Here is a 12,532-nt window from a genome sequence, read left to right as displayed (position 1 = left end):
ACTCCATGTCATCTGTGAACACCGGGGCCTCCGGGAGCACCACGAGCACGGCGCCCGCCGTGGACGAGCGGACCCGGCGACTGGTCCACGCCGTTCTCATGCCGGGCTTCACCGGTACGTCGGCGCCGCCGTGGCTGCTCGACGCCCTGCGCGACGGCCTGGGCTCCGTCTGCTACTTCGGGCACAATCTGGAGTCGCCCGAGCAGACCGCGGCGCTGTCAAAGCGAATCCACGCGGCCGGGCGGGCGGTCATCGCGATGGACGAGGAGGGCGGCGGTGTCACCCGGCTGCATGTGTGCGGCGGCTCTCCGCACGTCGGAGCTGCGGTGCTCGGCCGCGCCGACGACCTCGCGCTGACCGCGGCGGTCGCGCGCGGGATCGCCCGTGACGTACGGGCGGCGGGCATCGACCTGGCGCTCGCGCCGGTGGCGGACGTCAACTCCGACCCCGCCAACCCGGTGATCGGGGTGCGCTCCTTCGGCGCGGACCCCGGTCTGGTCGGCACGCACACGGCCGCGTTCGTGACCGCGATGCAGGCCGAGGGGGTCGCGGCCTGCGCCAAGCACTTCCCCGGCCACGGCGACACGAAGGTCGACTCGCACGTGGGCCTGCCGGTCGTGGCGGTCGATCTGGAGACGCTGCGGAGCCGGGACCTCGTGCCGTTCGCGGGCGCGGTGGCGGCCGGGGTGCGCTGCGTGATGACCTCGCACATCGTCTTCCCCGCGCTGGACAGCGCGATGGCGACGGTCAGTCCCGCCGTCGTCGCCCTGCTCCGCGACGGTCTGGGCTTCGACGGCGTGATCGTCTCCGACGCGATCAGCATGCTGGCGATCGCCGAGACCATCGGCTTCGCCGAGAGCGCGGTGCGGGCGCTGGCCGCGGGCGTCGATCTGGTGTGCCTGGGCAATCCGGGCCTGCCGCTGACCGGTGGCACGCCCACCGACGAGGAGGAATTCCGCGCGGTGCTGGACGCGGTGACGCGGGCGGTCGCCGAGGGCCGCCTGCCGGTGGCCCGGCTCGAAGAGGCGGCGGCCCGCGTCCACGCCCTCGCGGACTGGACTCAAGGGGCCCGAGGGGCCCGAGGCGGTGACGTCTCGGAAGCTTCGGTGACGTCGGACGTGACCGACGCCAACGCCGCCGCGGCGCGGCGGGCGCTGCGCGTACGCGGACAGGTCGCCGGCTCGCTGAGCGGGGCGGTGCGCGTCGTGGACGTGCGCAGGCGGCGCAATGTGGCGACCGGGCGGCTCTCCGACCTGGTCGCGGACGCCTTGCTCGAACGGCTGCCCGGCTCGACCGTCGAGGCGGTCTTCGCGCGGACGGCGACCGTCGAGGGCCGGGCCCAGCAGGGGGATCTGACACCGGGCGAGGCGCAGGACGGTACGGCCTCCCCCGGTATCCCGGCCGATGTGGTCCTGGTCGGCACGCCCGGCAGCGATCCCGCCCAGGACGCGGCGCTCGCACGGCAGTTGGCCCTCTCCCCCGGCGCCGTCGTCGTGTGCCTCGGCTGGCCGGGCACCGAGGACGTCCTGCCCGAGGCGGTCAACGCGGTCTTCACCCACGGCGAATCCCTCCCCACCGCCCGGGCGGTCGCCGCGCTGCTCACCCGCTGACGCCCGTCGGTCCTCGGCCGTGGGGCCGAGGACCGCGGGTGCTGCGGGTGGGCGCCGCGCGTCGGTGCTACGCGTTCGCCGCCGTGCGGCTGATACGGACGCGTTGGGCGATCAGGGCGAGGGCGCCGAAGACGATGACGGCCGCGCTGTAGACGACGGCGGTGCGGTGGAGGCCGACGTCGGTGGTGGCGAATCCGGCGACCACGGCGGGGATGCTGAACGCGAGGTAGGAGATCACGAAGGCGACGGCGAAGAGTTCGCCGCGCTCGGCCGGTTCGGCGATCCGGGCGAGGGTGCCGAAGCTGGCCAGACCGGCGGCGCCGAAGCCGACACCGGCGACGGCGGTGCCGAGGGCGGCCGTGGTGACCGACTCGGCCTGCACTCCGGCCAGGCCGACGGCGGTGCCGGTGACCAGCAGGGCGGCGCCGAGCGCGAGGGTGCGTTCGGTGGGCCAGCCGCGCAGGGCGAAGGCGGTGATCGAGGCCGGTCCGCACAGCAGGGTGACGACGAGTCCGCCGATGACGTGGCTGGACAGGCCGAACAGTCCCACCGCGACCGAGGGGCCGAGCGCGAGGTACAGACCGCCCAGCGCCCAGCTCGCGACGAGGATCGGCACGAGTCCGACGAGGTCGGCGCGGAGCCGGGGGGCGACGCCGAGGCGCGGTTGCAGCGAGCGCGCCGCGCCGGGCCGCCGTTGCGAGGTCTCGGGCAGCAGGGAGACGAGCAGGCCCGCGAGCACCAGACCGGCGAGCAGGAGTACGTAGACCAGCCGGGTCGGGTGCGGGCCGTACTGCACGAGGAAGCCGCAGCCGAGCGCGCCCACGCCGAGGCCGAAGGTGGGGGCCGCGCCGCTGATGACTCCGGCGCGGTGCGGTGCGTGCGGTGGGTTGAGGTCGACCAGGGTCGCGCCGAGTGTCGTCATGGCCGCGCCGGTGGCGATGCCCTGGACGAAGCGGGCCACCAGCAGCACGGAGACGTCTCCCGCGACGATGAACAGCAGCATCGCGACGGCTTCGAGCGCGATGGCCGAGACGAGGACGGGGCGGCGGCCGATGTGGTCCGACAGCGCCCCGAGCACCAGCAGCGCGCCGATCATGCCGACGACGTACACCGCGAAGACGGTGGTCAGCATGGACGCGGAGAAGTTCCATTCGTGCTGGTAGACGACGTAGAGCGGGGACGGCGCGCTCGACGCCGCCATGAACAGGATGAAGATCGCGGCGATGGCGGCGAAGGCGACGGGACGGCTCAGGCCGCGCCGCCGGGAGCCGTTCCCCGCGCCCGGTATCGCCACGGGCTCGGCGCCCCGGGACGTGACACCCGGGGACGCGGGGCTCTTCTCTTGGGGCGTCAGCGCGCCGGTCATACGACTCTCCGATTGCAGTGATCGTTGCGTTAGCGACGTTCATGCTAACGCAGCGATTGGTGCGATAATTTCCTCATGACCGAAGCAGTCCAGACCCGTCCCGGTGGCCGTTCCGCACGCGTACGGGCCGCAGTGCACCGAGCCGTCGAGGAATCGCTCGCCACGGAACCGGGCGACGCGCTCACCATTCCCGCCGTCGCCGCGCGCGCCGGGGTGCACCCCACCACCGTCTACCGGCGCTGGGGTTCGGTGGCGCAGCTCCTGGCCGACGTCGCGACCAGCAGGTTCAGCGGTGACATCGTCGTACCCGACTCCGGCTCGCTGGCCGGTGACCTGGAGCGGTGGATGGGCGACGTCGCCACCGACCTCGCCGACCCCGACGTGCTGGCCCTGATGCGCGCGACGATCGGCTCGGGCCCGGAGGGCGGCTGCGCGTGCACGGCCGACCGGCACGACCAGCTCCGCGCGATCATCGAGCGCGAGCAGGCGCGCGGCGGCAAGGTCCCGTCCTTGGAGCGCGCGGTCGACACGCTGCTCGGCCCGCTGTACTACCGCGCGATCTTCAGCGCCCGCCCCGCTTCCAGCGCATGGGCGCGCGGCCTGGTCGCCACGCTGCTGGCGACCACGTAGCCGCGGGGGCCGGGGGTCACGTCACCGCGATCGGGGAGCCTCCGGCGGCCAGGGTGATGTCCAGGGTCGCGGGATTCAGGACGTGGTCGCGGACGAGATAGCCCGCGCCCGCGATCCCGGCGCGGGACTTGTAGCGGGTGGGCACGATGCGCAACTGCCGGGTGGCCAGCGGGAGTGAGCGCTGGTAGATCACCTCGCGCACGCCTGCCAGCAGGTGGTCGCCGGTGGTGCCGAGCATGCCGCCGAGGACGATGACGTCGGGGTTGAGCAGGCTGGTGGCGTAGGCGACCATCTCGCCGAGGACGCGGCCCGCGGCCCGCAGGCTGGCGACGGCCTCGGTGTCGCCGCGCTTGACCTGGGTGACGACATAGCGCGCGTCGTGGCTGTCGCTGTGCTGGCGGCTGCGCAGGTCGCGGGCCAGGGCCCAGCCGCCGATCAGGGCCTCCAGGCAGCCGAGGTTCCCGCAGCGGCACTGGGGGTCGCCGAAGCCGCCGACGTGCGCGTGGCCGATGTCGCCCGCCGCGCCCTGGGCGCCGCGGTTGATCTGGCCGCCGATCACCATGCCGCTGCCGACCCCCGTACCGGCCTTGATGTAGAGCAGGTGCGGCTCGTCGCGCCAGAACCGCCGGTGCTCGGCCAGGGTGAGCAGATTGACGTCGTTGTCGATCAGGATCGGGACCTGCCAGGTCCTGCGCAGGTGGCCGCGGATGTCGTAGCCGTCCCAGCCGGACATGATCGACCAGCCGAGCACCTTGCCCGCGTCGTAGTCCACGGGCGCGGGCAGGCCGAGGCCGATGCCCGCCACCGGTATGTCGCCCAGTCCGGCCTGGACGATCATGTCGCGCACGGTCTCGGTGATCTTGTCGAGCAGGACGTCGGGGCCCTCGCCGAGGGCGAGTCGTTCGACCCGGTCGACCAGGATGTTGGTGTTGAGGTCGGTGACCGCGATACGGGTCCGCTCCTCGCCGATGTCCACGCCGATCATCAGCATCGCCGCGTGGTTGAGCTGGAGCGTCTTGGACGGCCGGCCGCGCGAGGGCACGTTCTCCGCGCCCTCGCGGATCAGGTCGGCGGCGAACAGCGCGTCGAGCCGCTGGCCGACCGTGGACCGGGACAGGCCCGTGACCTGGGTGAGGGCGGACCGCGTGCGGGCCTGGCCCGTGGTGATGAGTTCCAGGATTCTTCCAGGCCCCTCGTCGGCCCGCCACGGTGACGGGCCGCCTGTCGTCGTACTGGTCGTCGCAGTCATCTCACTCCCGGTCTCGGACGTCGGCCAGAGCTTAGTGAAGCACGTTCTTTTGTCGGTGGAAAGACAAAAGATAAATATTTCTGCTTGACAGCCAGTGAAACATTGCGAAATATCTCTGTCATCGCCCCGTGCTCTGCCGACTGGCCGAGTTAACGGCCCCGCATCCAGGAGGAACCCCATGAAGATCACCCGATGGGCCAGCAGACCGGCACAGCTCGGAGTCATGGCCCTGGCCGGAACCTGTGCCCTCGCCGTCGCGGGGTGCAGTTCGAGCAGCGGCAGCACCACCGGCAGTTCCGGCGGAGCGGTCACGATCGGCATCGTCGAGCTGAACCTGAGCAACCCGTTCTTCGGCACCCTGGAGAAGGCGACCGAGGCCGCCGCCAAGGCCAAGGGCTGGAAGGTCATGAAGGCCGAGGCCAAGGTGCCCGGTGACTCCGCCACCCAGGTGACCGCCATCGAGAACATGATCGCCAACAAGGTCAAGGCCATCGTGCTCACCCCGGCCAACGCGACCGCGCTCAACGGCGTGGTGAAGCAGGCGAGGGACAAGGGCATCCTCGTGATGACCGTCAACTCGCCGCTGTCGCCGGAGAGCGCCGCCGACGCCACCTACGCGACCGACAACGTCGCCGCGGGAAAGCTCATCGGCCAGTGGGCCAAGGCGTCCTCGCCGCAGGACCCGCACATCGCGATGCTCGACTTCGACCTGTCCGACGGTCCGGCCAAGGGACGCCACGACGGCTTCCTCGAGGGCTACGGCATCACCGCCAAGTCGCCGCAGGTGGCGGGCACCGCGCTCACCCAGGGCACGATCGACACCGGGCAGTCCGCGATGGAGAACCTGCTGTCGGCCCACCCCGACATCAACGTCGTCTACACGATCAACGAGCCGACCGCGCACGGCGCTTACACCGCGATCAAGAACAAGGGCCTCGCGGGCAAGACCACGCTGGTCTCGGTCGACGGCGCGTGCTCCGGCGTCCAGGACGTGAAGAACGGCGTCATCGGCGCCACCGCCATGCAGTTCCCCAGCAAGATGGGTGAGATGGCCGTCGAGGCCGCCGCCGCCTACATCAAGGACGGCACCAAGCCGAAGGCCGGCGTCACCGACTCGGGCACCGTCCTGATCACCGACAAGCCGGTCAAGGGCATCGCCTCCGAGACCTCCGCCTGGGGCCTCGACCACTGCTGGGGTCCGAAGTGACAGGAACGACGACGCATGACGCGGACGCGGAGGCGCTGGAGACGGGGATCTCGCGCGGCAGCCTGCTCCGCGCCTTCGCCGGCAACCAGATCGCCGGACCGCTCGCCGCCCTGATCGTCGCGGTGATCGTCTTCACGCTGTCGACCAGCACGTTCTTCAACTCGGAGAATCTGTCGCTGATCGCCCAGCAGTCCGTCGTGGTCGGCACCCTCGCCCTCGGACAGACCCTGATCATCCTGACGTCGGGCATCGACCTGGCCAACGGCGCGATCATGGTGCTCGGTTCTGTCGTGATCGGCAAGATCGCCGTCCACAACAACCCGGCCCTGGCGCTGCTGGTCGGCCTGGTGGTGTGCGTGGCGGTCGGCTCGGTCAACGGCGCGCTGGTCTCGCTGCTGAGACTGCCACCGTTCATCGTCACCCTCGGCGTGATGTCCGTGGTGGCCGCGGCGGCCCGGCTCTACACCTCGTCGCAGACGTACCCGATCAACTCCAGCCTGCTGACCTGCCTCAACAACGGTGTGACGGTCGGCGGGGTGACGATCACCTACGGCGTGATGCTCTGGATCGGCCTCACCGCCGTCCTGGCCTACGCCCTCGGACAGACCTCCTGGGGCACGCGGGTCTACGCACTCGGTGACAACCACAAGGCCGCCGAACTCGCCGGGATCAAGGTCAAGCGCCTGCTCCTCGGGGTGTACATGGTCGCCGCGGTCGTCTACGTCTTCGCCGCCTGGCAGGCGCTCGGCCGTACCCCGACCGCCGACCCGAGCGGTTACTCGACCGCCAACCTCGACAGCATCACCGCGGTCGTCATCGGCGGCACCAGCCTGTTCGGCGGTCGCGGCGGCGTCATCGGAACGTTCATCGGCGCGCTGATCGTGACCGTGCTGCAGAACGGCCTCACCCAGGCCGGTATCGACTCGCTCTACCAGCAGGTCGCCACCGGTGTCCTGGTGGTCGTCGCGGTCGGCGTCGACCAACTCGTACGAAGGAGGCAGTCGCGATGACGCACTCCGCATCCCTGCCCGACGGATCCGCTCCCGGCAGGTACACCCCCACCGGGTCCCAGCCCGCCGAGTCCGGGTCCCAGCCGAAGGTGCTGGAGGGCCGCGGCCTCACCAAGCACTACGGCCACGTCGTGGCCATGGACAACACCGACTTCGACCTGCGGCCCGGCGAGATCCTGGCCGTCATCGGGGACAACGGCGCGGGCAAGTCGACGCTGATCAAATCGCTGACCGGCGCGGTCGTCCCCGGCTCCGGCACCCTGCGTCTGAACGGCGAGGAAGTGCAGTTCCGCAGCCCGCTCGACGCGCGCAGGGCGGGCATCGAGACGGTGTACCAGGAGCTGGGCGTGGCCCCGGCCTTGGACATCTCGCAGAATCTCTACCTCGGCCGGGAGCAGCGCCGTCGCGGCGTACTCGGCACGGTCTTCCGGCAGTTGGACAAGGGCGCCATGCGCCGCGGCTCGGCCCAGCAGATGGCCGACCTGGGCATCCGCGTCCAGTCCATCCGGCAGAAGGTCGAGACGCTCTCCGGCGGGCAGCGGCAGGCCGTCGCGGTGGCGCGCGTCGCCGCGTGGGCGACCCGCGTCGTGGTGATGGACGAACCGACCGCCGCGCTCGGCGTGCGCGAGACGAACCAGGTCCTCGACCTGATCCTGCGCGTCCGCGACAACGGCCTGCCGGTGGTGCTCATCAGCCACAACATGCCGAACGTCTTCGAGGTCGCGGACCGGATCCACATCCACCGGCTGGGGCGGCGTATCGCCCTGGTCGACAAGAACGACACCAGCATGGAAGAAGCCGTCGCCGTCATGACCGGCGCCAAGGCGCCGGACACCCTCGTGGGCGTGGAAGCACCCGCCGGGGACTCCGCCCCGCAGGGCGCGCACGCGGCACCGACGGATCTCTCGAAAGGCGAAAATTGAACCCCCCAGGACCGGCCGCCGACCCCCAGCACAATCCCGGGGCCGACGGCGCGGACTACGACGCCCTCATCGACTCGGCCCGGGCGCTGATCACTTCCGGGCAGCGCCGGATCCTCGGAATCACGGGCGCGCCCGGTTCCGGGAAGTCCACTCTCGCCGAAGCCCTGGTGAACGCGCTCGGTGACCAGGCGGTGCTCGTCAGCCTCGACGGCTTCCACCTGGCCAACGCCGAACTGCACCGGCTCGGCCGCCACGCCTCCAAGGGGGCCGCCGACACCTTCGACGCGGCCGGTTACATCAACCTCCTGCGCCGGCTGCGCGCCCGCGACGAAGAGGTCGTCTACGCCTCGTTCTTCGACCGCGCCATCGAGGAGTCCATAGCCTGCGCGGTGCCCGTCCCCCGTGACGTCCCGCTGGTCGTCACCGAGGGCAACTACCTGCTGGTCGACGGGCCCCGGTGGGGAGCCGTACAGCCGCTGCTCGACGCGTGCTGGTACGTCGACCCCGACGAGGACGTGCGCATGGAACGGCTGATCGCCCGGCACATGCGGTACGGCCGGTCGGCGGCGGAGGCGTACGAGCGGTCGCACGGCTCCGACCAGCGCAACGCAGAACTCATTCACGCAACCCGCACCCGCGCGGACCGGATCGTCCGGGTGCCCGACGCGCAGTCAGCGCCGACGTCAACCGAGGAGCAATCGGCATGAGTGTCCTGGACCAGTTCCGGCTGAACGGCAAGGTCGCCGTCGTCACCGGCGGAAACCGCGGTATCGGCAAGGCCATCGCCACCGCGCTGGCGGAAGCGGGCGCGTCCGTCGCCATCGCGGGCCGGGACGAGGCGCGCAACGCCGAGGCCGTCGCCGAACTCACCGCGCTGGGCGCCACCGCGATCTCGACGAGGACCGACGTCACCAGCCGCGCGGACATCGTGGCCATGAACGAGCGGGTCACCGCGGAGCTCGGCCCGGTCGACGTCCTGATCAACAACGCGGGCATCGGCATCCACGGCGAGTCCCTGACCATCGACGACGACAGTTGGGACCGTGTGATGGCCACCAACCTCGACGCGGTCTGGAAGGTCAGCCAGGTCGTCGGCGAGTCGATGGTCGAGCGCGGCACCGGATCGATCGTCAACGTCGGCTCCATGTCCGGCATGATCATCAACCGCCCGCAGTGGCACGCCCCTTACGCCGTCTCCAAGGCCGGGGTGCACCACCTGACCAAGTCCCTGGCCGCCGAGTGGGCGCCGAGGTCGGTACGCGTCAACGCGATCGCGCCCGGTTACACGAAGACCGAGATCTCGGACATCGACCTGCCCGAGTACAAGCACTACTGGATCGACGAAGTGCCCATGCAGCGGTACGCGCAGGCGTCGGAGATCGCCCCGGCCGCGCTCTACCTGGCCAGCCCCGCCTCGTCCTTCGTCACCGGCGAGATCCTCGTCATCGACGGCGGCTACACCCTCTGGTGAGCCGGCGGGCCCCGCCCCGCCCGCACCCTCTTTTCGTGTCGAAGGAGCGCTCGTGACGAGCACGTACGTTCAGCATGCCCACATACCCTGGACCGAGGACGACCAGCGGGCCGTGACCACCGCCCGCGTCCTGGCCATGGACGCCGTGCAGGAGGCGGGCCACGGTCACCCCGGCACCGCCGTCAGCCTGGCGCCCGCCGCCCATCTGATATTCCGGCGCTTCCTGCGCCACGACCCCGCCGACCCCCGGTGGCGCGGGCGGGACCGGTTCGTCCTGTCCTGCGGTCACTCCAGCCTCACGCTGTACATCCAGCTCTACCTCGCCGGATATCCGCTCACGCTGGACGACCTGCGCGCCTACCGGAAGCGCGGCAGCCTCACCCCTGCGCACCCCGAGTGGCGGCACACGCCGGGTGTGGAGACCACGACCGGGCCGCTCGGCCAGGGCATCGCCACCGCGGTCGGCATGGCGATGGGCGCCCGCCGCGAGCGCGGCCTGCTCGACCCCGACGCGCCCGAGGGGACAAGCCCCTTCGACCACCGGGTGTTCGTCCTGTGCTCCGACGGCGACATCCAGGAGGGCATCAGCGCCGAGGCCGGTTCCTTCGCGGGGCACCAGCGCCTGGGCAACCTCGTCGTCGTCTACGACGACAACCGGATCTCCATCGAGGGCAGCACGGACCTGGCCACGAGCGAGGACGTCGGCGCCCGCTACGAGGCGTACGGATGGCACGTGCAGCGGGTCGGCCTCGCGGCCGACGGCGACATCGACGTGTCCGCACTGTCGCGGGCGCTGGAGGAAGCCGCCGCCGAGACGACGCGGCCGTCGATCGTCTTGATGCGCAGCATCATCTCCTGGCCGGTGCCCGGCGCGCAGAACACCGCGAAGTCGCACGGCTCCGCTCTCGGGGCCGACGCGGTCCGCGCGGCGAAGTCCGTCCTCGGCGTGAACCCGGACACCGCCTTCGACGTATCGGCCGATCTCCACGACCGGCTGACGTCGGCGGCGCGCACGGCGGGATCGGCGGCCCACCGGGAGTGGGACGCGGCGTTCGACGCGTGGGCGCGCGGGAATCCGGACGGGCGGGCGCTGCTCGACCGGCTGACGGCCAAAGGGCTCCCCGCCGCCTTCGAGGACGCGCGTCCGGTCTTCGCGACGGACACCCAGGTGGCCACGCGGAAGGCGTTCGGGCGGGCGTTGAACGCGGCGGCGGCGGAACTGCCCGAGCTGTGGGGCGGCTCGTCCGACCTCGGCGACTCCAACAACACGACGGTGGAGGGCAGTTCGTCCTTCCTTCCGGCGTCGAGCGCGCAGCCCGGCGCCGACCCGGCGGGACGCACCGTCCACTGGGGAATCCGCGAGCACTTCATGGCCGCCGCGATGAACGGCATCGCGCTGTCGGGCCTCAGCCGTCCCTACGGCGGCACCTTCCTCGTCTTCAGCGACTACATGCGCCCGGCGGTACGGCTCGCCGCGCTGATGAAGCTGCCGACGCTCTACGTGTGGACGCACGACTCCATCGGCCTCGGCGAGGACGGCCCGACCCACCAGCCGGTCGAGCACCTGGCGTCCCTGCGCGCGATTCCGGGCCTGGACATCGTGCGGCCCGGTGACGCCAACGAGACGGCCGTCGCCCTGTGGAAGGTGCTCGGCGCGGCCGGGTCCGCCGGGCCGACCGGTTTCAGCCTCAGCCGTCAGGACCTGCCGGTCTTCCCCGACGGCACGGACGGGTTCGGCTCGGCCGCCGAGGCGGTCAGGGGCGGTTACGTACGGTACGAGGCGCCCGTCGCGGACCCGTCGGCCGGTCCGGCCGACCCGGACGTCGTGGTCATCGCCACCGGGTCCGAGGTGCAGCTCGCCGTCGCCGCGGCGCGGGCGCTGGCCGCGGACGGGATACGGGCGCGCGTCGTGTCGATGCCGTGCCGTGAGTGGTTCGACGCGCAGGACGCGGCGTACCGCGACAGTGTCATCCCGCCGGGCGTACGCCGCCGGATCGCGGTGGAGGCGGGCGTCGGTCAGGGCTGGTACGACCTGATCGGCCTCGACGGCCGGTCGATCGGCGTCCAGGAGTTCGGCGCGTCGGCGTCGGCCGCCGAACTCTACGAGCACTTCGGGCTGACGGCGGACGCGGTCGCGTCGGCGGCGCGGGAGCTGATGGGCAGGTAGTGAGGCGGCAGCGGGGCCGCCGGTCGGAGGGCGGGGTTCGGGCGTACGCGCAGGTGTGAGGCGCAGGCGTCGCAGGCGTCAGGCGTACGCGTCGTCCTCCGGCCGTCAGTAGTCAGCCGTCAGCAGCCAGCCGTCAGCCGTCAGCCGTCAGCCGTCGAAGGAGGCGGCCAGGCGGTTGCTCTGCGAGACCGGGAGTTCACGCTCGATCAGCGGGATGAAGTCGCGCTGTTCGTGGCCGAGGAACTGGTCGATGTCGGCCAGCACACCGTTGACGGTCTGGGCGCGCGTTCCGGCCGGACCCGGCGACGCGATGGAGCCGTCGAGGAGGGCAAGGAGGTACGCGCCTTCCTCGCGGTCGCGCCTGACCGCCTCGGCGACCGGCGGGTGGGACTCCAGCGCGCGCCCCGCCGTGGCGTCCTTGGCGGCGCAGTGCCGACGGAAGGCGTCGGCCACCGGCCGCAGATCGGCCGGGGCGGTCGTCTCCCTGTTGAACAGCGCCTGGATCATGTCGTGCACCGCCGTGCCCGACTCCAGCAGCCGGACGGACACGCCGTGGAAGCGGGCCCGGTCGGCGGTGGCGGCCTCGGTCTCCGCGTCCCGGACCGACTGGTCGAACTCCTCGGAGTGGTTCTGGATGTTGTGCGGACCCTTGGGCCGGTCCCCCATGCCATGGCCCGCGGTGCCGCCGTCCGTCGCCGGGTCCCACACGGTCGCGCCCTGCCGTCGCGTTGCCTCGTTCATGTCCGGACCTCCTCCACCGGGGGCGAGCCGCGGCGCGTGAGCCGCGACACGCGGGCGAACACCCCGATTGTCCCCCTCTCCCCCATTCTCCGCCCCTCCACCGCCTCTCCACCCGGCCGTGTCCCCGGCCACCGGCGGCGGAGGGGCGGCTGTCGTAC

Annotated in this window: 11 protein-coding genes; 8 read left to right on the top strand and 3 right to left on the bottom strand. The window is 71.7% G+C overall.

Annotated elements, in window-relative coordinates; all coding sequences use genetic code 11:
- Nucleotides 1-5 precede the first annotated feature (5 nt).
- Nucleotides 6-1,610, top strand: a complete 1,605-nt coding sequence (locus ACIO6U_RS19390) for a glycoside hydrolase family 3 N-terminal domain-containing protein (protein ID WP_401720586.1) — start codon at nucleotides 6-8, stop codon at nucleotides 1,608-1,610.
- A gap of 67 nt (nucleotides 1,611-1,677) precedes the next feature.
- On the opposite strand, the gene ACIO6U_RS19385 is transcribed toward ACIO6U_RS19390, so the two are convergent.
- Entirely contained in the window at nucleotides 1,678-2,976 is a 1,299-nt protein-coding gene (locus ACIO6U_RS19385; RefSeq protein ID WP_355347595.1) for an MFS transporter, read from the bottom strand.
- Nucleotides 2,977-3,051: 75 nt separating this feature from the next.
- On the opposite strand from ACIO6U_RS19385, the gene ACIO6U_RS19380 reads away from it, so the two are divergent.
- Complete coding sequence (locus tag ACIO6U_RS19380; RefSeq protein ID WP_355347598.1) at nucleotides 3,052-3,606, top strand: TetR/AcrR family transcriptional regulator C-terminal ligand-binding domain-containing protein; 555 nt, start codon at nucleotides 3,052-3,054, stop codon at nucleotides 3,604-3,606.
- Between the two features lie 16 nt (nucleotides 3,607-3,622).
- Here the strand turns inward: ACIO6U_RS19380 and ACIO6U_RS19375 are convergent, their stop codons facing one another.
- Nucleotides 3,623-4,855: an ROK family protein gene (locus ACIO6U_RS19375; protein WP_401720582.1), complete on the bottom strand. Its 1,233-nt coding sequence runs from the start codon at nucleotides 4,853-4,855 to the stop codon at nucleotides 3,623-3,625.
- Nucleotides 4,856-5,033: 178 nt separating this feature from the next.
- Here ACIO6U_RS19375 and ACIO6U_RS19370 point away from each other — a divergent pair, with 178 nt between their 5' ends.
- The 6 genes from ACIO6U_RS19370 to tkt all read left to right on the top strand — a co-directional run bounded on the left by ACIO6U_RS19370 (nucleotide 5,034) and on the right by tkt (nucleotide 11,633).
- The gene (locus tag ACIO6U_RS19370; RefSeq protein ID WP_355347605.1) at nucleotides 5,034-6,062 is read left to right on the top strand and encodes a substrate-binding domain-containing protein; all 1,029 of its coding nucleotides are present in this window, start codon (nucleotides 5,034-5,036) and stop codon (nucleotides 6,060-6,062) included.
- Nucleotides 6,059-7,072: an ABC transporter permease gene (locus tag ACIO6U_RS19365; protein ID WP_355347608.1), complete on the top strand. Its 1,014-nt coding sequence runs from the start codon at nucleotides 6,059-6,061 to the stop codon at nucleotides 7,070-7,072. Before ACIO6U_RS19370 ends, ACIO6U_RS19365 begins: the two co-directional genes overlap by 4 nt.
- A 137-nt stretch (nucleotides 7,073-7,209) precedes the next feature.
- A complete protein-coding gene (locus ACIO6U_RS19360; RefSeq protein ID WP_391128062.1) occupies nucleotides 7,210-7,995 on the top strand; it encodes an ATP-binding cassette domain-containing protein in 786 nt (261 codons plus the stop codon).
- Nucleotides 7,992-8,702: a nucleoside/nucleotide kinase family protein gene (locus tag ACIO6U_RS19355; RefSeq protein WP_355347614.1), complete on the top strand. Its 711-nt coding sequence runs from the start codon at nucleotides 7,992-7,994 to the stop codon at nucleotides 8,700-8,702. The genes ACIO6U_RS19360 and ACIO6U_RS19355 overlap by 4 nt, the downstream gene beginning before the upstream one ends.
- A complete protein-coding gene (locus tag ACIO6U_RS19350) occupies nucleotides 8,699-9,466 on the top strand; it encodes a glucose 1-dehydrogenase (RefSeq protein ID WP_355347616.1) in 768 nt (255 codons plus the stop codon). Before ACIO6U_RS19355 ends, ACIO6U_RS19350 begins: the two co-directional genes overlap by 4 nt.
- Before the next feature lie 52 nt (nucleotides 9,467-9,518).
- Nucleotides 9,519-11,633: a transketolase gene (tkt, locus tag ACIO6U_RS19345; protein ID WP_401720577.1), complete on the top strand. Its 2,115-nt coding sequence runs from the start codon at nucleotides 9,519-9,521 to the stop codon at nucleotides 11,631-11,633.
- A gap of 147 nt (nucleotides 11,634-11,780) precedes the next feature.
- On the opposite strand, the gene ACIO6U_RS19340 is transcribed toward tkt, so the two are convergent.
- Nucleotides 11,781-12,374, bottom strand: a complete 594-nt coding sequence (locus ACIO6U_RS19340) for a hypothetical protein (protein WP_391052503.1) — start codon at nucleotides 12,372-12,374, stop codon at nucleotides 11,781-11,783.
- Nucleotides 12,375-12,532: the final 158 nt, after the last annotated feature.

Origin of the sequence: Streptomyces sp. NPDC087422 (assembly GCF_044744145.1) — a bacterium.
Lineage (GTDB): Bacteria > Actinomycetota > Actinomycetes > Streptomycetales > Streptomycetaceae > Actinacidiphila.
The sequence above is the reverse complement of the archived record's forward strand: the minus strand, read 5'-3'. Positions and strand labels throughout refer to the sequence as shown.

Coding starts and splice junctions, on each gene's coding strand:
- ACIO6U_RS19390 (WP_401720586.1), top strand. CDS start 6: ATGTCATCTGTGAACACCGGGGCCTCCGGGAGCACCACGAGCACGGCG.
- ACIO6U_RS19385 (WP_355347595.1), bottom strand. CDS start 2,976: ATGACCGGCGCGCTGACGCCCCAAGAGAAGAGCCCCGCGTCCCCGGGT.
- ACIO6U_RS19380 (WP_355347598.1), top strand. CDS start 3,052: ATGACCGAAGCAGTCCAGACCCGTCCCGGTGGCCGTTCCGCACGCGTA.
- ACIO6U_RS19375 (WP_401720582.1), bottom strand. CDS start 4,855: ATGACTGCGACGACCAGTACGACGACAGGCGGCCCGTCACCGTGGCGG.
- ACIO6U_RS19370 (WP_355347605.1), top strand. CDS start 5,034: ATGAAGATCACCCGATGGGCCAGCAGACCGGCACAGCTCGGAGTCATG.
- ACIO6U_RS19360 (WP_391128062.1), top strand. CDS start 7,210: ATGGACAACACCGACTTCGACCTGCGGCCCGGCGAGATCCTGGCCGTC.
- ACIO6U_RS19350 (WP_355347616.1), top strand. CDS start 8,699: ATGAGTGTCCTGGACCAGTTCCGGCTGAACGGCAAGGTCGCCGTCGTC.
- ACIO6U_RS19340 (WP_391052503.1), bottom strand. CDS start 12,374: ATGAACGAGGCAACGCGACGGCAGGGCGCGACCGTGTGGGACCCGGCG.